This is a genomic window from Streptomyces sp. RPA4-2 (assembly GCF_012273515.2).
GTDB classification, from domain to species: Bacteria; Actinomycetota; Actinomycetes; order Streptomycetales; family Streptomycetaceae; genus Streptomyces; species Streptomyces kaempferi.
This window is the reverse complement of the sequence record NZ_CP050975.2, coordinates 8293371-8314518: the sequence shown is the minus strand read 5'-3', so window position 1 is coordinate 8314518 and position 21148 is coordinate 8293371. Positions and strand designations below refer to the sequence as shown.

The 21148-nt window shown below is 70.6% G+C and carries 18 protein-coding genes; 13 read left to right on the top strand and 5 right to left on the bottom strand.

Annotated elements, in window-relative coordinates; translation table 11 throughout:
* Positions 1-132 precede the first annotated feature (132 nt).
* Both HEP85_RS36285 and HEP85_RS36280 read left to right on the top strand, forming a co-directional pair.
* Positions 133-1053, top strand: a complete 921-nt coding sequence (locus HEP85_RS36285; RefSeq protein ID WP_211118123.1) for an ABC transporter ATP-binding protein — start codon at positions 133-135, stop codon at positions 1051-1053.
* The gene (locus HEP85_RS36280) at positions 1050-1874 is read left to right on the top strand and encodes an ABC transporter permease (RefSeq protein WP_168531711.1); all 825 of its coding nucleotides are present in this window, start codon (positions 1050-1052) and stop codon (positions 1872-1874) included. Before HEP85_RS36285 ends, HEP85_RS36280 begins: the two co-directional genes overlap by 4 nt.
* 205 nt (positions 1875-2079) lie before the next feature.
* Here the strand turns inward: HEP85_RS36280 and HEP85_RS36275 are convergent, their stop codons facing one another.
* From HEP85_RS36275 to HEP85_RS36260, 4 genes are all read right to left on the bottom strand, one after another.
* Positions 2080-2538, bottom strand: a complete 459-nt coding sequence (locus HEP85_RS36275; protein ID WP_248002550.1) for a hypothetical protein — start codon at positions 2536-2538, stop codon at positions 2080-2082.
* Positions 2539-2747: 209 nt separating this feature from the next.
* On the bottom strand, positions 2748-4226 hold the full coding sequence (locus tag HEP85_RS36270) for an aminotransferase class V-fold PLP-dependent enzyme (protein WP_168531710.1): 1479 nt from the start codon (positions 4224-4226) through the stop codon (positions 2748-2750).
* 69 nt (positions 4227-4295) lie between these two features.
* Complete coding sequence (gene tnpB, locus HEP85_RS36265; protein ID WP_168531709.1) at positions 4296-5753, bottom strand: IS607 family element RNA-guided endonuclease TnpB; 1458 nt, start codon at positions 5751-5753, stop codon at positions 4296-4298.
* The gene (locus HEP85_RS36260) at positions 5750-6325 is read right to left on the bottom strand and encodes an IS607 family transposase (protein WP_168531708.1); all 576 of its coding nucleotides are present in this window, start codon (positions 6323-6325) and stop codon (positions 5750-5752) included. Before HEP85_RS36260 ends, tnpB begins: the two co-directional genes overlap by 4 nt.
* 221 nt (positions 6326-6546) lie before the next feature.
* On the opposite strand from HEP85_RS36260, the gene HEP85_RS36255 reads away from it, so the two are divergent.
* The gene (locus HEP85_RS36255) at positions 6547-6762 is read left to right on the top strand and encodes a DUF4177 domain-containing protein (protein ID WP_168531707.1); all 216 of its coding nucleotides are present in this window, start codon (positions 6547-6549) and stop codon (positions 6760-6762) included.
* Positions 6763-7004: 242 nt separating this feature from the next.
* Positions 7005-7805, top strand: a complete 801-nt coding sequence (locus HEP85_RS36250) for a VOC family protein (RefSeq protein ID WP_168531706.1) — start codon at positions 7005-7007, stop codon at positions 7803-7805.
* A gap of 470 nt (positions 7806-8275) precedes the next feature.
* Here the strand turns inward: HEP85_RS36250 and HEP85_RS36245 are convergent, their stop codons facing one another.
* Positions 8276-8512, bottom strand: coding sequence for a DUF6296 family protein (locus HEP85_RS36245; RefSeq protein WP_168531705.1), 237 nt, complete (start codon positions 8510-8512; stop codon positions 8276-8278).
* A gap of 176 nt (positions 8513-8688) precedes the next feature.
* On the opposite strand from HEP85_RS36245, the gene HEP85_RS36240 reads away from it, so the two are divergent.
* The 9 genes from HEP85_RS36240 to HEP85_RS36200 all read left to right on the top strand — a co-directional run bounded on the left by HEP85_RS36240 (position 8689) and on the right by HEP85_RS36200 (position 19416).
* Complete coding sequence (locus HEP85_RS36240; RefSeq protein WP_168531704.1) at positions 8689-11397, top strand: SpoIIE family protein phosphatase; 2709 nt, start codon at positions 8689-8691, stop codon at positions 11395-11397.
* Positions 11398-11590: 193 nt separating this feature from the next.
* Complete coding sequence (locus tag HEP85_RS36235; RefSeq protein WP_168531703.1) at positions 11591-12049, top strand: Crp/Fnr family transcriptional regulator; 459 nt, start codon at positions 11591-11593, stop codon at positions 12047-12049.
* 95 nt (positions 12050-12144) lie between these two features.
* A complete protein-coding gene (locus HEP85_RS36230) occupies positions 12145-12972 on the top strand; it encodes an N-formylglutamate amidohydrolase (protein WP_168534417.1) in 828 nt (275 codons plus the stop codon).
* Positions 12973-13050: 78 nt separating this feature from the next.
* Positions 13051-13875 (top strand): amidohydrolase family protein, encoded by an 825-nt coding sequence (locus HEP85_RS36225; RefSeq protein ID WP_168531702.1) that lies wholly within the window; start codon positions 13051-13053, stop codon positions 13873-13875.
* 49 nt (positions 13876-13924) lie between these two features.
* Entirely contained in the window at positions 13925-15214 is a 1290-nt protein-coding gene (locus tag HEP85_RS36220) for a DUF4032 domain-containing protein (protein ID WP_168531701.1), read from the top strand.
* Positions 15215-15332: 118 nt separating this feature from the next.
* Complete coding sequence (locus HEP85_RS36215; RefSeq protein WP_168531700.1) at positions 15333-17009, top strand: FAD-dependent oxidoreductase; 1677 nt, start codon at positions 15333-15335, stop codon at positions 17007-17009.
* Complete coding sequence (locus HEP85_RS36210) at positions 17006-18454, top strand: ATP-binding protein (protein WP_168531699.1); 1449 nt, start codon at positions 17006-17008, stop codon at positions 18452-18454. Before HEP85_RS36215 ends, HEP85_RS36210 begins: the two co-directional genes overlap by 4 nt.
* Positions 18451-18801: a UBP-type zinc finger domain-containing protein gene (locus tag HEP85_RS36205; protein WP_168531698.1), complete on the top strand. Its 351-nt coding sequence runs from the start codon at positions 18451-18453 to the stop codon at positions 18799-18801. The genes HEP85_RS36210 and HEP85_RS36205 overlap by 4 nt, the downstream gene beginning before the upstream one ends.
* Before the next feature lie 147 nt (positions 18802-18948).
* Positions 18949-19416: a hypothetical protein gene (locus HEP85_RS36200; protein ID WP_369658001.1), complete on the top strand. Its 468-nt coding sequence runs from the start codon at positions 18949-18951 to the stop codon at positions 19414-19416.
* Positions 19417-21148: the final 1732 nt, after the last annotated feature.

The following is a 21148-nucleotide window of genomic DNA, read 5'->3' as shown; positions in this document are numbered from 1 at the left end:
CGCCGCGAGACTAACCGGCCACCGCCGGCACGGCATCAGCCCGGGGACGTACGCCCGCGGGCCAACCCAGCCGCACGATTGCCGCCCACGGCCCCATGTCCGGACACGGGTCCTCTCGGCAGTGTGGGTTCCGTGATCGAAGTCAGTGAACTCACCAAGCGCTACGGCGGCAGGACGGCCGTCGACCATCTGTCCTTCACCGTGCGTCCGGGCCAGGTCACCGGATTCCTCGGCCCCAACGGCGCCGGCAAGTCCACCACCCTGCGGATGATCCTCGGCCTGGACGCGCCCACCACCGGCACCGCCACCGTCAGCGGTGTCCCCTTCCACCGCCACCCGCGCGGACTGCGGCACGTCGGCGCCCTCCTCGACGCCGTACAGATCCACGGCGGACGCAGCGCCGCCGCCCACCTGTCCGCTCTGGCCCGCAGCAACGGCATCCCGCGGCGCCGGGTGGACGAGGTGCTTCAGGAGGTGGGGCTGGCCGAGGTGGCGAACCGCCGCATCGGCGAATACTCCCTCGGCATGAAGCAGCGCCTCGGTATCGCCACCGCCCTGCTCGGCGACCCGCCCGTGCTCATGTTCGACGAGCCGATCAATGGCATGGACCCGGAGGGCGTGCTCTGGGTACGCCGGCTCTTCCGGCGCCTGGCCGCCGAGGGGCGCACAGTCTTCCTCTCCAGCCACCTGATGTCGGAGATGGAGAACACCGCCGACCAGCTGGTCGTCATCGGTCGGGGCTGCCTCATCGCCGCCGAGCCGCTGCGGGACTTCGCGGCCCGTAGTACCCGTAGCAGCGTTGTGGTGGGGACGCCGCAGGCCGCCGAGCTGGCAGCGGTGCTGACGGCTGCGGGCGCCTCGGTCGAGCCGGAGGGCTCGGCGGGCGCCGAGAAACTCGCCGTGACCGGGCTTCCGGCGGGCCGGATCGGGGCGCTCGCCTTCGACAACCGCATCCGGCTGGACGAACTGACCACCCGCACCGCCTCACTGGAGGCGGCCTTCATGGAACTCACCGCCGACAGCGTCGAATACCCGGCAGGAGAGCCCCGATGACCGCACTCGTCTCCCTCTCCCTGGCCACCGACGCCGCCGGGCCGCCCGCCCGCTTCCGCGACCTGCTCGCCTCCGAGTGGATCAAGATGCGGTCCCTGCGCTCCACCCCGTGGACGATCGCCCTTACCGTCCTGTTCGTCGTCGGCTCCACAGCAGTAGCCACACTGGCGGACGAGGCCGCGCCCTCCGGCCCCCCTGACTTCCTGCCCTACGACGCCTATCCGCCGGCGGGCTACTGGACGCTGATCCTCGTCGCCGCCGGCATGGGCGCCCTCACCGTCGTGAGCGAGTACAGCAGCGGGCTGATCCGCACCACCACCGTGGCCGTCCCCGCCCGCGGCGCCGTCGTACTGGCCAAGGCGGCCGTCACCGCCGCGCTGTGGACCGCGGTCGGCACGGCCACCTCCACCGGTTCCTTCCTGGTCTCCCAGGCCATCCTGGACGGGCACCATGCCGGCGTTCCGATCACCCACCCCGGGGTGTTCCGGGCGCTGGTGGCATCCGCGTTGCTGGCTCCGGGCTGCGCCCTGGTCGGTCTGAGCCTCGGCGTCCTGATCCGGCATGCCGCCGGGACCACGGTCACCAGCATCTTCATCCTGCTGTTGCTCCCCACCATGTTCTCGGAACGCAACCGCTGGTCGGCAGACGTCAAACACGCGCTGGTGTCGGCCGCCTGGAATCGCCTGGTCCAATCCTGGGCGCCGGATCCCGGATCCCTGGGCTACACCGCCACGGTCCCCGGCTCCTGGACCGTGTACACGCTCTGGCCGCTGATCACGCTCGCACTCGCCGTGCTCGTCGTGAGGCGCCGCGACGTGTGAGTGTGCCTCCAGGAGCACGCGAGATCGGCGTCCCTCCACAACCCGGCAGGACGTCCACGATCCGCCAACTCGTCCTCCAGGCCCCGCGCCCCGGCCCCCGTCATCGCGAAGTCCCTCGGTGCCAGACAAGACCGCCACACAGCTGGTCACCGAAGCCGGCAGCATCTGGAGGCGATACGCCCCCGGCGGCCACAGTCGGTGATCACTACAGGTCTCCGGTCACACCCGTCTCCACGAAAGTGACGACGCAACGACGGACGTCATCAAGGAACCGCGGCAGGTCGTCGGCAACCTTGTCGAACTGCGCATCCTCCAGGGAGGCAGACCGAGACCGGTGGATCGCACCGCCCCAGTCGGCGACGTAGAGGACGCCCCCACCATTCGAAGCGATCACCATCCCCAGCGGGTCATCAGCTTCCGGAACGAAGACCGGCCCCTCCTCCGCGAGCCTGCGCAGGACATCGCGCGCCGGGTGGACGAAGCAGCCGTTGCCCACGTCAGGCAACACGACCTCCCTGATCGACTCGTAGAACGTCAGCAGATCCTCGAATCCCAGAACCTCCCGGCCGTAGTCGCGGGCAGACCGAAGATCCTCTTCGCCGGCGGCCCGGACTTCGTTCGCGCCCGGCTCGTAGCCGTACGTCTCCTCGAAGTTCGACATCATGGAGTTCACCGCGCCCGTGATCTCGTCGCGCCCCCGTGACAGCCATGCAGCCGAGTACGAGAGCTGATTGGCCCGGATGATGCCACCGTCGCCTTCGGCGCGAGTTCGTCCCCGCAATCCGCGGTCGGCACGGAGTGACGGCGACCCGCATCCGTCCGGGAATACGCGATACCTCACCATGCGAGCCCACCAGTCCCAGGGCCGGTTTCTCAACAGCCCACCCGCGCCGCCAGCCCCGCCGCTCCCGGTATCCGGTCACGGTAGGTCCGGGTCACGAACGTCAGGAACGTCTCGATGTCCCGGGGCTGCGAGGAGACGCCCAGGGAGATGCGTACGGCCCCCGCCGTGGGCAGGCGCAGCAGTTCCAGGTAGTCCTCCAGTGAGCCGACCTGGCTGCGCGCCGCCGAGCGCAGCAGGCGCAGCGGGAGGGAGAACGCCGCTTCGCCGGCGCCCGGGTTGCAGAAGCACCCGGTGCGCAGTGAGATGCCCCGGGCGGCGCTGTCACGGGTGACGATCCGTTCGTCGACGATCCGGCCGTCGGCTCCGAGCAGGTTCAGCGCGACGGTGCCGCCACGGGCCGCCCCGGCCTGTTCGGGACCGTAGATCCTGACCATCGGGGAGCCGTCGCTGTGGCGTAACGCCCGCAGTCCGTCGAGCAGTCGGCCGGTCAGCTCGGCGACGTGGGCGTGCACCCGGTCCATGCCGAGGCGCTCGATCCACCGGAGGCCCGCGGTGACGTCCGGGATGGACAGGAAGTTCACCGTGCCGTCCTCGAAGGCCGCTTCGTCGTCGGCGAGGACGTGCCACTGGGCCTGGGCGCTGACCGCGAAGATGGTGCCGCCGGAGAACCAGGGGCGGCGCAGCTTGGCGAGGGCCGCCCGGCGGGCTATCAGACTGCCGATACCGGTGGGGTGACCGAAGACCTTGTACCAGCTGACCACGGTGAAGTCCGGGTGGAACCGGCTCAGGTCGAGGGGGCTGGCCGGTACGAACGCGGCCGCGTCGAGCAGGACGTCGTAGCCGTGCTCCTGGGCCTTGGCGATCCATTCGAGCGGATGCCGGACCCCGGTGAAGTTGCTCTGCGCCGGGTAGGCCAGCAGCCCGCGCGCGCCCGATGCGCCCCGCCCGCGCGCCGGACCGGGCCGTCGGCGCCGTACGGAGAGCGCTTGGCGCAGCCGTTCCTCGTCGATCCGCAGGCCGGGCCCGCTCACCGGTACGTATGCCGTCGCGGCGCCGCCCGCCCGCGCGTACTCCCGCAGTCCGTTCACCGAGTTGTGGTTGTCGAGCGACATGACGAGCCTGCTGCCGCGCCTGAACGGATAGGCCTCGCCGACCAGGCGCAGGGCGCCCGTCGCGTTGGGCGTGAAGATCACGGCGTACTCGGCGGGATCGGCGTTGAAGTGTGCGAGGACGGCCCCGCGGGCCTCCGCCAACAGCAGCCCCGAGGCACGGGAGGCCGGGCTCTCGGAGTGCGGGTTGCCGAACACCCCGCCGGTGATGCGCTCCGCGCTCGCGGTGACCAGCGACCTCGGCGGAAGACCCGCGCCCGTGTGGTCGAGGTAGGTATGGCCGCCCTCGTCGAGGTAGCCGAACTCGCGCGTCCGCAGTTCCGCGAACCCGTCGTCCCCGTCGTCCCCGGTGCCCGCGGCGCCCCCGCCGACGCGTTCGTCGCTCCGTGCCCTGTCCATGAGTCCCGTTGCTAAGAGCCTCAGCGGCTCTCAGCATTCCGGGCATTTCGGCCCGGGAGGTCCGTCTCGTCACCAAAGCGTGAGGGCTTCGGCGTGAGTACGGTCTCTCGCTTCCTCCTGCCGCTGGTGCGGCAGGGTTGCGCCACCTGCCCGCCCCGCGCTCGCCTTGCGGCGGGTGCGGGTGGCGCGGGTCTTCTGGTCGGCTCCACGAGGCTTCGACACCACCTCGGTGGTGTCCTGCTCTCCAGCCACTCCGGTACCAGTCAGGCAGGCTGCCGCGAGAGCGGCGAGGTTGAGTGCGGCGTTGTCGTCCCGGTCGATGACCAGGCCGCAGGTGTCGCATTCGTAGGTCCGGACGTGCAGCGGCAGCTTGGCTTTCACCGCGCCGCACCCGGAACAGGTCTTCGAGGAGGGGTACCAGCGGTCCGCGGCCACGAGGTGGGTGGTGTGGCGCTGGCGGGTCTTGTAGGTGAGCTGGCGTCGGATCTCTGCGAATCCGGCGTCGGCGATCCTGCGCGCGAGGCGCCGGTTGCGAAGCATCCCGGCGACGTTCAGGTCCTCGATCACGACCGTGCCGTACTCGGCCGCAACGCTCGTGGTGAGCTTGTGCAGGGCGTCCGCGCGGAGGTTCGCCACCCGGTGGTGCACGCGGTTGCGGGCGGCGTTGGCCTTCTCCCACCGCTTCGACGGCTTCTGTCCGGTGCGCCGGTCGGGGCCCTGGCGGCGGGAGACGATGCGAGAGGCGCGGCGCAGCTGCTTGCGTGCCCGGTCGTAGTGTCCGGGGTTCGCGACGGTGCGGATCTCACCCGTCGAGTCGGCCATGACCGCGAGGGTCTTCACGCCGAGGTCGATGCCGACCGCCACGTCCGGCCGCGCCACACGTTCGAGGTCGCGCTTGACCTCGGCCTGGAAGGCGACGTACCAGCGTCCGCGCTCGTGCCGCACGGTCGCGGACAGGATCCGGGCCGTCCCGGCCTCAACGCGCGCGAGGAGCTTCACCGTGGGCTCGTGGGTACGGATCGTGCCCAGCCTCGGCAGCGTCACGTGCCGGCCGCCCGTGTCCACGCGGATCGCGCCGGTCGTGAACCGGCAGGAAAGACGGGCCTTCCGCTTCGACTTGAAGCGGGGCGTACCCATCCGCTTGCCGTGCCGCTTGCCCTGCTTGGACTTGGTGTAGTTGTCGAACGCCGCCGCAGCGTTGGCGAGGCCGGTGTTGTACGCCTCTTTGGAGTTCTCCTCCCACCAGGCGGCGAACCTGGGGTCGGCGTGCTTGGTCTCGTTGAACGCCTTCCTCAGTGCGGGCAGCGACCACGGCCGCCACTGCGTCAGCCCGGCCTCGGCGATGCCGTAGGACTCCTCCGCGCGGCGCTGCCACCACGACGCGGTCACCCAACCGACAGCCCAGTTGTACGCGGCACGCGCCGCGCCGCAGTGCGAGCGCAGCGCGTGCTCCTGAGTCGTGTTCGGGTCCAGGGCGAACCGGAACGCCTGAACCTGGAACCCGGGCTGTGGCTGGAATTTCTTCACTCGGCAGCCTCGCCGGTCGCCACGGCCACCGCGCGGGCGGCCCGGTTCTTCGCCGCCCGCCGCCCGTACAGGAGGGCACACATCGAGGTCAGCACCTCGGTGATGTCGCGCACCAGGTCATCGGCGGTCTCGGTGGGGTCGAGGACAACCAGGCGCCGCCCGGAGGCGGACAGGACGGCTTCGAGATGCTCGACGCCGAACCGGGCTAGCCGGTCCCGGTGCTCGACCACGATCACCGCGGCCCGCGGGTCGGACAGCAGGCGGTGCAACTTGCGCCGACGCCCGTTCAGCCCCGAGCCGACCTCGGTCACGACCTCCGCAACCGGCAGGCCGAGCCCGGTAGCCCCCTGGACCACGCGGGCCACCTGCCGGTCAAGATCCGGCTTCTGGTCCGCCGACGAAACCCGGCAGTACGCCACGACACGGCCGGACGTCTCCGGGGCGGGCTCGTCGACCAACCACGTACCAGACGGCGTCTGGCGCACCGGGACCGGCATGCGGCCCTCTTTCGCCCACGTCCACGCGGTCTGGTAGTGCACACCGTTGCGCGCCGCCCATTCGGAAAGCTTCACGCGATCAAGATAACAGATGAGAAAAGCTGAGATTTACTGATGGATCATGCAACAGTTGAAAGCCCATCACGTACGGACCGTTCCCGAGTCCCCGGGTCCGGCCCTTCATGAAGCTTCAACAAAGGTATCGCTACAGGTGCGTTCTCCCCTGTGCCGCGGCGACGAAGGGTGATTGGGTGGACCCGGCCACATGTGTCGATCCGCAGGAGAACCTCACCACCATGAGCAGCGCATACACATACGAATACAAGGTCGTCACCTTCCGTGAATCGCTCATCGGCGACGCGCTGGACAGTGACAAGCTGGAGAAGGTGCTGAACAAGCACGCCGAGGACGGCTGGGCGCTGAAGGCGATCACGTCCGCGGACGTCAAGGGCCGCATTGGTCCGGGCGCCGTCGAGGGGCTTCTCCTCACCCTCGAGCGACCTCGCGCATAAGTCCGTTTACGTCTCTTTGTGCCCGCTTGTGACCTCGTTGGAGTGCGCGGGACGCCGAGGCGGGGGATGCTGTTACTGATGGGACAGCGGATCCGCGAGTGCACTGACGCCGCCGGAGGCCTTCCGGACCGGAGGGCCCCTGTCGGCTGTGCGGATACCGGAGGCGAGCTGCAGGCCGCGGACATCCCCACGGGCACTCGTGCCCGACCGCAGCCGGCCAGTGATGTCAGGACGGTGCGGCGATGATGAGCGACAGGACACTCGACCGTGGGGTCGTCTCCAGTCATACGGTGTTCGGCGCGCCGTGCTGGGTCAGTCTGACCACACGTGATCTGCGCGCCGCGGAGGATTTCTACCACGCCGTACTGGGCTGGGAGTGGCATTCGGGCACGCTGGGTGATCAGTACCGGTTCGCCCGCGTCAACGGGGTGCCCGTCGCCGGTGTCTCGGGGATGTCCGGGATCGGCGCGAAGATGGCCACCTGGACCGCCTACTTCGCGGTGGCCTCGGCGGACGAGACCGTGTCACGCAGCCAGGAACGCGGCGGCACGACCGCGGTGGGGCCCATCTCCTTCCCGCCGGGGCGGGCCGCGCTGCTGGCCGACCGCGACGGAGCGGTCTTCGGTATCTGGGAAGGTCAGCTGGTGGCCGGCTGGGAGGCGTGGCGCCGGGCGGCCCCGGTCTTCGTACGACTGCACACCCGTGACGCCTTCGACGCCGCCATCTTCTACGCGGAGGTCCTCCAGTGGGCTTCCTCCGATCCCGCTTCCTGCCAGGTCGACTACGAGGACAACGAGGTCGTGCTGCGCAGTCAGGGCGACGTCGTGGCCCGGATCCACTCGGGCGCGGTCGGGGCGGCACCCGACCCCACGATCAGGCCCCACTGGCGGGTCCACTTCACGGTCGACGACGTGGAGGCCTGCGCCCGCGCCGCGCGCGCCCACGGGGGCACGGCCCACCAGCAGGGGGCCGGCTCCACGGAGGCGATCCTCAGCGACCCCGACGGGGCGCACTTCAGCGTGAGCTGCCACGACGCCCAATAGGCGCGGGGCGCCTGCCGTCGGCGTTCATGACCCGGGGCGGCGCGATTAGGGGCGGCGCGATCGAGGCGGCGGGGATCGTGGGCACGTTGGTAGCAACCCGCCCTCGCCAGCACTCCGCACCCAGCCGGGCTGCACCCGACTTGCGCCTACCCGGCCGGCATCTGGGCGCCGGGCACGGTGGGGCCACGGAGTTCGACGCGCCGACGCTTCCGGGAACGGGGGACGGTTCCTGAGCCCCGTCCGCCCCGTCCACTCCGTGCGCGGCGCGCTCACGCACAGCCGGTGCGCACACGCTCGCTGACAGCCGGTGCGCGGCGTGCTCACGCACCGCCCCGGCCCCGGTCCGATACGCGGCGTGCTCACGCAGTTCGGGGCGCCGCGCGCTCGCGCGCCGCGCCCCGAACGCCCAAGCCCGGCACGGCCCCGCGCCCCGCCCCCGTGGGCAGGGCGGGGCAGCCCGGGAGCGTCGCTCAGGGAAGCGGTTCGGCGGTGGGTGACACGGGCGACTGGTAGCCGCCGCTGGCCAGCATCCGCACCTCTCCCGCCGAGCTGATCTCGGCGCGGAGTATGCCGGTGGGATCGGAGTACACCGGGTTTCCGCCCGGCCCTAGGGTGGCGGTGCGTTCGACGACCACCTCGTCCGTGATGACGCCGACACCTGATTCCTGGTGGGTGAAGCTCAACCGGTAGCGGTCCGGGGTTTGCATCGTGACCTCCCGCGCCCGAGATACAAATGCGGGCAAATGACTTCCCTCCATGATGCGGCCAGATGGTCCCGCCAGCACCACGCGCCGGAGGTCGCGGCCGTGCGGCCCCTATCGGGGCACCCTCACACCTGCGACGTCTCTCGCCTCGGGGCGCCCGGCAGTGTAGACATAGGCACATGGTCCGACTATTGGGTCGATCCCGGACTCGGTCGACCCCTCGCCCCAAAGGGCCGCGCGAGCGGACCGGGCGCGCGGCGATCCTGAGGTCGGCGCTGAGCGGACGCAGCGTCGCGGGCCAGGTGTTCCTCCTGCAAGTCGTGATCGTGCTGCTGCTGGTCGTCTCCGCGGTGGTGGCGCTGGTGCTGCAGGTACGGCACGACAGCACGCAGGAGGCCCGCAACCGCTCACTGGCCGTCGCCGAGACCTTCGCCAACTCGCCCGGCACCCGCGAGGCACTGAGCAGCGCCGACCCCACCGCGGCACTGCAGACGCGGGCCGAGGCCGCCCGCAGGGCGTCCGGTGTGGACTTCATCGTCGTGATGAACACCGACGGGATCCGCTACACGCACCCCAAGCCGGACCGGATCGGCAAGAACTTCGTCGGGAACATCTCCCCCGCCCAGCAGGGCCGCACCAGCGTCGAGGAGATCAACGGCACCATCGGACAGCTGGTGCAGGCCGTGGTTCCCGTCAAGGAACCCGACGGCAAGGTCGTGGGGCTGGTGTCGGCCGGCATCACGACGGCGAACATGGGCGGTGTCGCCAACCGGCAGCTGCCCATCGTCCTGGCCGCCGCGGCCGCGGCGCTGGCCCTGGCCACCGCGGGGACGGCCCTCGTGAGCAGACGGCTGCTGCGTCAGACCCGTGGCCTCGGCCCGTACGAGATGACCCGGATGTACGAGCACCACGACGCGGTGCTGCACGCCGTCCGGGAGGGAGTGATCATCGCCGGCGGAGAGGGCCGGCTGCTGCTCGCCAACGACGAGGCGCAGCGCCTCCTGGATCTGCCCCACGACGCCGAGGGACGGCATGTCCTCGACCTCGGCCTCGACCCGGACACCGCCGCCCTGCTGTCGTCGGGACGCGTCGTCACGGACGAGGTGCACCTCGTCGGGGACCGGCTGCTGGCCATCAACCAGCGGCCCACGGACCTCCAGGGCGGCCCGCCCGGCAGCGTCGCGACACTGCGCGACTCGACCGAGCTGCGCGCGCTGTCCGGCCGGGCCGAGGTGGCACGGGAGCGGCTGAAGCTGCTGTACGACATCGGGGTCGGCATCGGTACGAGCCTGGACGTGACCCGCACCGCCGAGGCACTGGCCGAGGTGGCCGTCCCACGGTTCGCGGACTTCGTCACGGTGGACCTGGCCGACTCGGTGCTGCACGGTGAGGATCCGGAGTCGGGCACCGACGTGCGCCGTACGGCGTTCAGCGGCATCCGCGACAACGCTCCCCTGTACCCGGTGGGCGAGCACATCCGGTTCGTCGCCACCTCACCCCAGGCCCACAGCCTCCGCACCGGTGAGGCCGTCGTCGAGCCCGAGCTGGACGAGGCCCCCGGCTGGCTCGCCCAGGACCTCCGGCGCACCACCAAGGTCGTGGAGTACGGCATCCACTCGCTGATCACCGTTCCGCTGCGGGTGGGCCCGCTGGCGATGGGCGTGGTCAACTTCTGGCGTTCCGAGAAGCCGGAGCCGTTCGACGAGGAGGAGCTCGCCCTCGCCGAGGAACTGGTCGCACGTGCCGCCGTCTCCATCGACAACGCGCGCCGCTACACCCGCGAGCACAACATGGCCGTGACACTCCAGCGCAGTCTGCTGCCGCGCAGTCTGCCCGCGCAGAGCGCCCTGGACATCGCCTACCGCTATCTCCCGGCGCAGGCCGGGGTGGGCGGCGACTGGTTCGACGTCCTGCCGCTGTCCGGCGCCCGTGTCGCCGTGGTCGTGGGTGACGTCGTGGGCCACGGGCTGCACGCCGCGGCCACGATGGGCCGGCTGCGTACCGCCGTCCACAACTTCTCCTCCCTGGACCTGCCGCCCGACGAGATCCTCGGTCTGCTCGACGAGCTGGTCGCCCGCATCGACCTGGACGAGGCGACGGAGGAGAGCAGCGCCGCGATCACGGGTGCCACCTGCCTGTACGCCATCTACGACCCGGCCTCCCGGCTCTGTACCGTCGCCCGGGCCGGGCACCCGCCGCCTGCGCTGGTCCGGCCCGACGGCAGTGTCGAGTTCCCCGATGTGCCGGCCGGTCCCCCGCTGGGGCTGGGCGGCCTGCCGTTCGACACGGCCGAGCTCAAGCTGGAGGAGGGCAGCCGCCTGGTGCTGTACACGGACGGGCTCGTCGAGGACCGGGACCGGGACATCGACGCCGGCCTGGAGCTGCTGCGCACCACCCTCACCGCGACCGGCCGCCGCTCGCCGGAGGACACCTGCCGGGCCGTGCTCGACGCCCTGCTGCCCGCCCGGCCCAGCGACGACATCGCCCTGATCGTCGCCGACACGCGGGTGCTCGACGCCGACCACATCGCCGAATGGGAGGTCCCGTCCGATCCGGTGGCCGTCGGCGAGATCCGCGCGGCCGTCACCCGGCAGCTCGCGGAGTGGGATCTCGACGAATTGGCGTTCAGCACCGAGCTGATCCTGAGCGAGCTGGTCACCAACGCGCTCCGCTACGGCAGCGGCCCCATCCAGGTCCGCATGCTGCGCGACCACAGCCTGATCTGCGAGGTCTTCGACGGCAGCAGCACCTCGCCCCGGCTGCGCTACGCGGCCGGCACGGACGAGGGCGGGCGCGGCCTGTTCCTGGTGGCCCAGGTCGCCGAACGCTGGGGTACGCGCTATACGCCCGCCGGCAAGGTGATCTGGGCCGAGCAGCCCCTGCCCTGAGCTCGCGACGAGCGGGCGGACGGCCCCCTGGGCGGCCCGTGGTCCGCTCGCACGGCACCACCTGTGGGTCACCGGGGTCCCCCGACGAGACGAATCCGGCGGATCCGGCTCCAATGGAGAGTGACGGCACACCACCGGCACGACAGCGCCGCCGAGCCCGCGTGGTCCTGCGGCGGTGCGATGGAGGTCCGCGATGCCCACTGCTCTGCGGCTGCTGCCCGCCCTCTCCGCCGAACACCGCGAACGGCTGATGACCGTGGCCCAGGAGGTCTCCTTCCCCGCGGACGGAAAGATCTTCGAGGCGGGGGGAACCGCGGACCGTTTCTGGGTGATCCGCTCGGGAACCGTCTCCCTGTACCAGCAGGTTGTCGGGGAGCGGCGCATCTCCGTGGCCACGCTGGGACCGGGCGATCTGCTCGGCTGGTCCTGGCTCTTCCCACCCCACCACTGGGACTTCGGTGCCGAGGCGTTCAGTCCGGTACGCGCCTACGAGTTCGACGCCGGGGAGGTGCTCGGACTCTGCGCGAAGGATCCGGCGCTGGAGCTGTCGCTGACCCGGACGATCGCGGCGATCCTCGCCCACCGGCTCGAAACGACGCGGGCGGCCCTGATCGAGCACTACGCGCGCCATGGAGGCGGCGGCCTGCGCTGAGACGGGATTCCCCCGGGCTGCGGTAGGAATCAGGGGTGAACGAGAACCCGGCCCCCGCGCACCCCGCTTCCACGAACCCCGCCGCCGCTACCGCCATTTCCGCGGACCCCGCCGCCGCCGACGCCGCTTCCGCGGATCCCGCCTCCTTCGAGCTGCTGCCCGGCGCCATCACCTCCCCCGTCGTCCTGCACGTCCCGCACTCGTCGCGGCGCATACCGGTGCCGGTGCGCGCGGGCATCACGCTCGACGATGCGGCGCTGGAACGCGAGTTGGACCACATCACGGACGCGCACACCGCGGAGCTCGCCGGGCAGGCGTCGCGGGCGGCCGGTGTCACTCCGTGGCGGTTCGTCAACCGTCTGTCCCGTCTCGTGGTCGATCCCGAGCGCTTTCCCGACGAGCGGGAGGAGATGCGGGCCGTCGGAATGGGCGCGGTCTACACCCGCACCACGCACGGCGCCCCGCTGCGCCCGGCCGACGCCGACCCGGCGGAGCTGATCGAGCGCTGCTTCCGCCCGTACGCGGAGGCGATGACCGCCGCCGTGGCCGACCGGCTGGCCGTCACCGGGCGGGCCGTGGTGATCGACGTCCACTCGTATCCGACGGCCCGGCTGCCGTACGAACTGCACGGCGGGGGACCGCGTCCACCGGTCTGCCTGGGCACCGACGCCTTCCACACACCCGCCGGGCTGGTGGAGCGGGCGAGGAAGGCGTTCGAGGGCGTCGGGACCGTGGGGATCGACAGCCCGTTCTCCGGCGCCTACGTGCCGCTGCGCTTCCACGGCAAGGATCCACGGGTCACCTCCCTCATGGTGGAGATCCGGCGGGACACGTACATGAGCGAGCCCGGCGGCCCGGCCGGCCCGGGGCTCGGGCGTCTCGCCGCCGCGCTCGGGGCCCTGGTCGACGCCGTATCGAGGTAGTCGTACGGCGGGCCACCCCCTAGGGTCGGGTCGGGGTGAGCAATCGCTTAGCCTTGGGCTCCGGGAGGAGACGGGATCATGCCGGTCGTCGACGCGTGGATGCAGCACCCCACGGTCCGCCACGCCAACCACGAGATGTTCGCGTCGCTCCGCCGCTGGACGGGCATGGAGCTCCTGGAAGAGCCCCTTCCGGTCGAGGTCACCGTGGCGGCGCTGGCCGCGGCCGATGTCGAGATCGGGCTGTCCGCGGCCTGGTACGGGCCGCAGGGCCCGCTCGTGAGCAACGACGAGGTCGCCGACTTCGTCGCCAGGTCCCACGGACGGCTGCGCGGGGTCGCGGGGGTGGATCTGGCGAAGCCGATCACGGCCGTACGTGAACTGCGCCGGGCCGTCGAGGAGCTGGGCTTCGTGGCCCTGCGGATCGTGCCGTGGCTGTGGCAGCTGCCCCCCACCGACCGGCTCTACTATCCGCTGTACGCGGCCTGCGTCGATCTCGGCGTCCCGTTCTGCACCCAGGTCGGGCACACCGGGCCGCTGCGCCCCTCGGAGACCGGCCGGCCCATCCCCTACATCGACCAGGTCGCGCTGGACTTCCCCGAACTCACCATCGTCTGCGGGCACATCGGCTACCCCTGGACCACCGAGATGATCGCGGTCGCCGACAAGCACGCGGGCGTGTACATCGACACCAGCGCCTACACCGCCCGCCGCTACCCGCCCGAACTGGTCGCCTATCTGCGCGGCCGGGGACGGCGCAAGGTCCTCTTCGGCAGCAACTACCCCATGATCACGCCGAGTCGGGCGCTGGAGCACCTCGCCGAACTGGACCTCGACGAGGAGACCACCGAGCTGTTCCTCTCGGGCAACGCCCGGCGCGTCTTCCGCCTCGGCGATCAGTCGTAGATGCTGGAAGCAGGTACACGTTCGACTCCGAGGTGAGGGCAGCCCGCCGATGGCTTTGCAGATCAGCGCCACCAACCCGGAGCACCCCGCGCTCCTGCTCGAACTGCCCTGGCACCTGCCTCTGGAGGAATGGCCCGAGCACCACCTGGTCCCGCTGCCGCGTGGCATCTCACGGCACGTGGTGCGCTACGCGCGCGCCGGAAACGAGGTGGTGGCGGTCAAGGAGCTCGCGGAGCGGCCCGCCCTGCGCGAGTACGAGATGCTGCGCGGCCTGGACCGGCTCGCCATCCCGGCGGTGGACCCGCTCGCCGTGGTCACCGGGCGCACCGACGTCGACGGCGGGCCGCTGGAGTCCGTCCTCATCACCCGGCACCTGGGCGGCTCGATGCCCTACCGGTCGATGTTCGAGACGACCATGCGGCCCGCGACCATGCACCGGCTGATGGACGCGCTGGCGGTGCTTCTGGTGCGGCTGCATCTGGCCGGGTTCGCCTGGGGCGACTGCTCGCTGTCCAACACGCTCTTCCGCCGCGACGCCGGAGCGTACGCGGCGTATCTGGTGGACGCCGAGACCGGCGAGCTGCACCCCCGGCTGAGCGACGGGCAGCGGGAGTACGACCTCGATCTCGCCCGCGTCAACATCAGCGGCGAGCTGCTGGACCTGGAGGCGGCCGGGGCGCTGCACCCCTCCGTCGACCCGATCGATTTCGGCAGGGAGATCTGCGCGCGTTACCGGAGCCTGTGGGAGGAGCTGACCCGGACCTCCGTGTACCCGGCGGGCAAGCACCACTACATCGACCGCCGCATCCGGCGCCTCAACGACCTCGGCTTCGACGTCGCCGAGATGCAGATCGCGCACTCATCGAACGGGGACACGGTCACCTTCGTCCCCAAGGTCGTCGACGCGGGCCACCACCAGCGCCAGTTGCTGCGGCTGACCGGTCTCGACGCGGAGGAGAACCAGGCACGCCGGCTGCTGAACGACCTGGAGAGCTGGATGGCCACCCAGGACGACTACGCCCCGGGCGACGTTTCCGCGAGCCCGTCGCCGCGTCCGGGCGGTGAGTACCCGCGGGCCGCGCGCCCCGAGGTACTCGCCCACCGCTGGGTGCGCGACGTCTTCCGGCCCACCGTCCGCGCCGTACCGCCGGAACTGCGCGGCTCCATGGACCCCGCGGAGATCTATCACGAGCTGCTCGAACACCGTTGGTACCTGTCCGAGCACGCCCAGCACGACATCGGACTGGACACGGCCGTCGAGGACTACGTCACCACCATCCTCCCCAAGGTCCGGGAGTCCCTGCTGCCCCAGCCGGAGGGCCCCGCCGAGCCCGCGTGAGGCGGTTGCAGAGCGAACGCGACCGTTCATACATACGATTGAGCGAGGACCGGTCGTTGCGCGTCGTACGGCGTGCGCGCGGCCGGGACGGCATCGACCTGCTCGGGGTGGGAGACGTATGGCACAGGCCGCCGGTACAGCGCGGACCGTCATTCTGACCGTGGATGACGATCCCGGGGTGTCGCGTGCCGTGGCGCGCGACCTCAGGCGCCGCTACGGCGAGTCGCACCGGATCGTGCGGGCGGAGTCCGGGGACACCGCCCTGGAGGCGCTGCGGGAGCTGAAGCTGCGCGGCGACCAGGTGGCGGTGATCCTGGCCGACTACCGGATGCCGCAGATGAACGGCATCGAGTTCCTGGAGCAGGCGCTCGACGTGTATCCCGGTGCGCGCCGGGTGCTACTGACCGCCTACGCGGACACGAACGCGGCGATCGACGCGATCAACGTGATCGATCTTGACCACTATCTCCTCAAGCCGTGGGACCCGCCGGAGGAGAAGCTCTATCCGGTGCTGGACGATCTGCTGGACGCCTGGCGGGCCAGCGACTTCCGGCCCGTGCCGACCTGCAAGGTGGTCGGGCACCGCTGGTCGGCGCGCTCCTCGGACGTACGGGAGTTCCTGGCCCGCAACCAGGTGCCGTACCGCTGGTACTCGTCGGACACGCCGGAGGGGCAGCGGCTGCTGTCCGCGGCCGGTCAGGACGGGGAGCGGCTTCCGCTGGTGATCACGCCGGACGGCACGCCTCTCGTCGAGCCGGAGGACCCGGACCTCGCGGCGCAGGTCGGGCTGGCCACGACCCCGACGGAGGAGTTCTACGACCTGGTAGTCATCGGCGGTGGTCCGGCGGGTCTGGGGGCCGCCGTGTACGGCGCGTCCGAGGGCCTGCGGACCGTCCTCGTGGAACGGTCGGCGACCGGCGGCCAGGCCGGGCAGAGCTCGCGCATCGAGAACTATCTCGGCTTCCCCGACGGGGTGTCCGGCTCCCAGCTCACCGGGCGGGCCCGCCGGCAGGCGGCGAAGTTCGGCGCCGAGATCCTCACCGCCCGGGAGGTGACGGGCCTCGAGGTCACCGGTGCCTCGCGTGTCATCCGGTTCTCCGACGGCTCCGCGATCGCCGCGCACGCGGTGATCCTGGCGACCGGCGTCTCGTACCGGCAGCTGGAGGCGCCCGGCCTGGCCGAACTGACGGGCTGCGGTATCTTCTACGGCTCGGCGCTGACCGAGGCGGCTTCCTGCCAGGGCCACGACGTGTACATCGTGGGCGGGGCGAACTCGGCCGGACAGGCCGCCATGTACCTGTCGCGTGGCGCCAAGTCGGTCACCCTGCTCGTCCGGGGCCCATCGCTGACCGCGTCGATGTCGCACTACCTGGTCCAGCAGATCGAGGAGGCCCCCAACATCTCGGTGCGTACCGGCACGGTCGTCGAGGCCGCGCACGGCACGGACCATCTGGAGCAGCTCACCCTGCGGGACGTGACGAGCGGGCACACCGAACTCGTCGACGCCCAGTGGATGTTCGTGTTCATCGGCGCGGCCCCCCTCACCGGCTGGCTGGAGGGTACGGTGCTGAGGGACACACGCGGATTCATCATGACGGGGCCCGACATGACCGTCGACGGGCAGCCGCCCAAGGGCTGGGAGCTGGACCGGCCGCCGTACCACCTGGAGACCAATGTGCCCGGCGTGTTCGTGGCCGGGGACGCGCGTGCCGAGTCCGCGAAGCGGGTCGCTTCGGCGGTCGGAGAGGGAGCCATGGCCGTCATGCTCGTCCACCGTTATCTGGAGCAGTCGTGAGCCCGCGGCCGTTGCCGTGCGACAAGAGCGAGCTCGGCACGCTGTTCCTGTTCGAGAAGCTGGACCAGGACCAGTTGGAGCGACTGTGCCGCGAAGGCCGGGTGGAGCAGTTCGACGCCGGTCCGGTCTACACCGAGGGTGACGAGGCCACCTGTTTCTACGTGCTGTTGGAAGGGACCGTCGTGATGTCGCGCCGGGTCGGCGCCGACGACGTGGAGATCAGCCGCAGCTCCCAGCGCGGGGTGTACGCGGGGGCCATGCAGGCCTATCTGAACGGACCGGACCAGACGTTCTACAAGGGGTCGATGAGGGTCACCGAGCCCTCCCGCTTCTTCGTCCTGCCCGCCGCGACCTTCGCCGCGGTCCTGCGGGACTGGTTCCCGATGGCCGTCCATCTGCTCGAAGGGCTCTTCTTCGGCAGCCAGAACACCCAGCGGACCATCGGCCAGCGCGAGCGGCTGCTCGCACTCGGCTCACTGTCGGCCGGGCTGACGCACGAGCTCAACAACCCGGCCGCGGCGGCGGTACGGGCCACTTCCACCCTGCGGGACCGAGTGGCCCACATGCGGCACAAGCTCGGCGCCATCGCCGCGGGCCCGTACGCCCGCGACACCCTGGAGACGCTCATCGAGATCCAGGAGCGCACCGCCGAACGGGTGGCCAAGGCAACGCCGTTGAGCCCGCTCGAGGCCTCCGACCGGGAGGACTCGCTCGGTGACTGGCTGGAGGACCACGACATCGCCGGGGGCTGGCAGCTCGCGCCGACGTTCGTGCAGGCGGGGCTCGACACGGACTGGCTGGACCAGGTCGCGGCGGCCGTGGACGAGGAGACCCTCGAAGGCGCCGTACGGTGGCTGAACTACACCGTGGAGACCGAGCTCCTCATGACCGAGATCGAGGAGTCCACGACCCGTATCTCGCACCTGGTGGACGCGGCCAAGCAGTACTCGCAGATCGACCGCGCGCCGTACCAGGTCGTCGATGTGCACGAACTCCTGGACAGCACCCTGCTGATGCTCGCCGGAAAGCTGGGTTCCGGCATCAAGGTGACCAAGGAGTACGACCGCACGGCGCCGAGGATCCCCGCCTATCCGGGCGAGTTGAACCAGGTGTGGACGAACCTCATCGACAACGCCGCCTCGGCGATGGAGGGCGAGGGCACGCTGACGGTGCGCACCGCCCACGATCACGACCAGTTGCTCGTCGAGTTCCGGGACACCGGGCCCGGCGTGCCGGCCGAGATCCGCGACCGCATCTTCGACCCGTTCTTCACCACCAAACCGGTGGGTGAGGGCACGGGGCTCGGACTGGACATCTCCTGGCGGATCGTCGCCAACAAGCATCACGGGAGCCTGTCGGTGCAGTCCGTCCCCGGTGACACACGTTTCCAGGTCCGTCTGCCGCTGACCGCGGCCGACACCGAAACGCCCGAGGAGGCGTCATGACCCTGCCCGCCGGAATCGACCCGTCCGTCCCGCCGAGCGGTGCGGGGTGCGGTGACTGCGACGCCGTCGACGGCTGGTGGTTCCATCTGCGGCGGTGCGCCCAGTGCGGTCACATCGGCTGCTGCGACGACTCACCCTCCAAGCACGCCACCGCCCACGCGCAGAGCACCGGACATCCCATCATCCGCAGCTACGAGCCCGGCGAGACGTGGTTCTGGAACTTCGAGACGAACGAGATGTACGAGACGGGCCCCGATCTCGTCGCCCCCGAATGCCACCCCCTGGACCAGCCCACGCCGGGCCCCGCGGGACGCGTGCCCGCGAACTGGGCGGACACGCTGCGCTGAAGGGTCCGTGCCCGGCCGGCGTGAAGGGGCAGTCGGGCACGGACGATTCACGCCCGTTCCGGATCTACGAGTGACGCCACGCCGCGGACGGCTCCGAGTCGGCCGCACAGTAAAATGCAGCGCACTACGGGCGAGGCGGGGGTAGGCGTGAATGAGGGCCTCGAGTGGGAGTCGCTGCAAGTCGGTGACCTTGTAGAGATCAGCCTGGCGATGACACCAACTCGTGTGACGGGCGTCGATCAGCACTACGCGTACGTCGAGTGGCCATGGGGCGACATCGATCCCGAATCCCGGTTCCGGTGGGACGGAGGTCGCGCGTTCGCCCGCAATCCGGACTCACAGGACTGGGCCGACTCCCCCTACCGAACGGACCCTGAACCGTGGCACCTGACCGAGAACGCCATGTGCATGGTCGGCATTCCTGAAACGATCGCTCAAGTCGTCGACATCCGTCGGTGCGAGCAGCCCCAGGATGTGGGGTGGCTGCCTCGCCCCCACCTCATGCTGGGCGTCATACCTGCCGACCGCCGCGCGTACACCGACGACGAAGACGCCGGCGACACGCTCCACTTCCCTTCCGCGGAGCCGATCGCCATCAAGCGCGCGGCCGAGTGAGTGACTGGTACTCGGACAGCACAGGTTCCCGGAGGGACGGCGGTGACGCGGAGGTCGCCGCCGACCGCGTGTACGAACCGCTGTTCAGGCGGGGACGGCGTCCCGCCCGCCGGGGATTCTGACAGGCCTGGGCCATCTCATTGAACCGGCGGGTCACGTCCCCGACGGTGTCATCATCGGCCCACACCGAACTGATGCTGTCCCGGGGTACGTTGAGGGGATGCCGACCGAGTCCGTACCGATCTGTCCCCAGTGCGGTGGCCCGTTGAAGGCAGGCGCGATGGCGCTCTGTCACCGCGACGAGGACAACCGCCGAACCTGTCGTGTGGTCTGGGGCTGCTCCAACCAACACGTCTGGTGGAAGTGGGCCGACCGTCCGGCCTCGCCGTTGGAACTCTGTCCCCACCCGGATCTGATGGACGGCTGACAGCCACCCGTGACATCAACGACAACTGGACTCCGCAGACTTGAGCGACCCGCTTCAGGGGTTCGATCCGAGACCGTTCGTACTGGGTCGGCACCGAGGGCGCTGGTCATCCCGTCACGGCCGGGTCTCCCATGCGCGGCCCACGATTGGACCACAGTGCGGCTGGCGGAGCAGTGGGATCTGGCGCGGCTCCTCGGCCCGAAGACGGGCCGACCGGAATTCGTGGCGATGTCCATGGATAGAACGCGCTGCCCGTACGTGCGTGCTCGCCCATGAGCTGGCCGAGGATCCGGTCCACGGCACCGAGACCGTTCTGCGCAGGGCCACCGCGCAGAACCCGAACCTGGACACCGACGTGGTGGCCCTGCTCGGCCGGGACCCGGAGCCCGGCGTTCGCTGGCTGGTCTCCGTCCGCCCGGACCTCACCGAAGCGGAACGCTCCCGAACAGCCGTCGAGTTCGACCCCAGCGCCCGCTGCAATCCTCTCCCGTGGGTCCGGGCCCTGGAGAACGACGAGGAGGCCATGCGCCGCTGCGCCGCCTCCGCGCACGTGATGCTCTGGAAGGTTCTTCGCGTACGCGGCGCTGCGGCGGCACGGCATACGGGACGAGGCAGCCACCGACCCGCGCCTGCCCACCCGTGTCCTGGCCACCCTCCCGCACGACACCGCGACCGCAACCGGCGCCGCCACCAGCCCCGCCATCCCCGAAACCGTCATGCACCACCTGCTGAACCGGTAGCCGGGACGCACTGTCGGTGCCCACCGCTATGTTCGGGGCCGTGGCCAACTCCTACACCGTGCTGTGGACCAATGACCTGTGCCGTGAATTGATGCACAGACCCGCACGAAGCCCCTGGGGACTTCGAAGCACACAGCTTCCGGTAGGTGGTCGGTGCAGGGTACGACGCCCCCGAGGTCAATGAGCAGGTATACCTCCGGATCTGGCCGGCCCCCTACAGCGCCACCGCCGTGATCAAGCGATGGTCAGCTGCCGGCTGACCGCCAGAAGACTGCAGTCCGGATTGCATTCCAGGTTCGAATCCTGCCGGGGCACAGCAGGAAGGGCCGACTCAGAAAGGGATTCCTCCTGAGTCGGCCCCCTCAGCCTGAGGCCTCTCCCCCGCCCTCACGGATCGCGGCCCCCAGCCGACCGGCGATCGCACGGTCACGATCGCCCGTCATGTACTGATGGTCTGCGCAGTTTGTGAGCTTCGGCGTCTCCTGCGCGTCATCAGCCCCCGCGTGCCCGCCTCCGCCGTCCGGACCAGCATGCTGCCGGATTGCCGATGATCGCCGAAGCGATG

Bases quoted from the DNA above. Each gene is read 5' to 3' on its own strand.
- HEP85_RS36280 (WP_168531711.1), top strand. From the start codon at position 1,050: ATGACCGCACTCGTCTCCCTCTCCCTGGCCACCGACGCCGCCGGGCCG.
- HEP85_RS36275 (WP_248002550.1), bottom strand. From the start codon at position 2,538: ATGATGTCGAACTTCGAGGAGACGTACGGCTACGAGCCGGGCGCGAAC.
- HEP85_RS36270 (WP_168531710.1), bottom strand. From the start codon at position 4,226: ATGGACAGGGCACGGAGCGACGAACGCGTCGGCGGGGGCGCCGCGGGC.
- HEP85_RS36255 (WP_168531707.1), top strand. From the start codon at position 6,547: ATGAGCAGCGCATACACATACGAATACAAGGTCGTCACCTTCCGTGAA.
- HEP85_RS36250 (WP_168531706.1), top strand. From the start codon at position 7,005: ATGATGAGCGACAGGACACTCGACCGTGGGGTCGTCTCCAGTCATACG.
- HEP85_RS36245 (WP_168531705.1), bottom strand. From the start codon at position 8,512: ATGCAAACCCCGGACCGCTACCGGTTGAGCTTCACCCACCAGGAATCA.
- HEP85_RS36240 (WP_168531704.1), top strand. From the start codon at position 8,689: ATGGTCCGACTATTGGGTCGATCCCGGACTCGGTCGACCCCTCGCCCC.
- HEP85_RS36235 (WP_168531703.1), top strand. From the start codon at position 11,591: ATGCCCACTGCTCTGCGGCTGCTGCCCGCCCTCTCCGCCGAACACCGC.
- HEP85_RS36225 (WP_168531702.1), top strand. From the start codon at position 13,051: ATGCCGGTCGTCGACGCGTGGATGCAGCACCCCACGGTCCGCCACGCC.
- HEP85_RS36220 (WP_168531701.1), top strand. From the start codon at position 13,925: ATGGCTTTGCAGATCAGCGCCACCAACCCGGAGCACCCCGCGCTCCTG.
- HEP85_RS36215 (WP_168531700.1), top strand. From the start codon at position 15,333: ATGGCACAGGCCGCCGGTACAGCGCGGACCGTCATTCTGACCGTGGAT.
- HEP85_RS36205 (WP_168531698.1), top strand. From the start codon at position 18,451: ATGACCCTGCCCGCCGGAATCGACCCGTCCGTCCCGCCGAGCGGTGCG.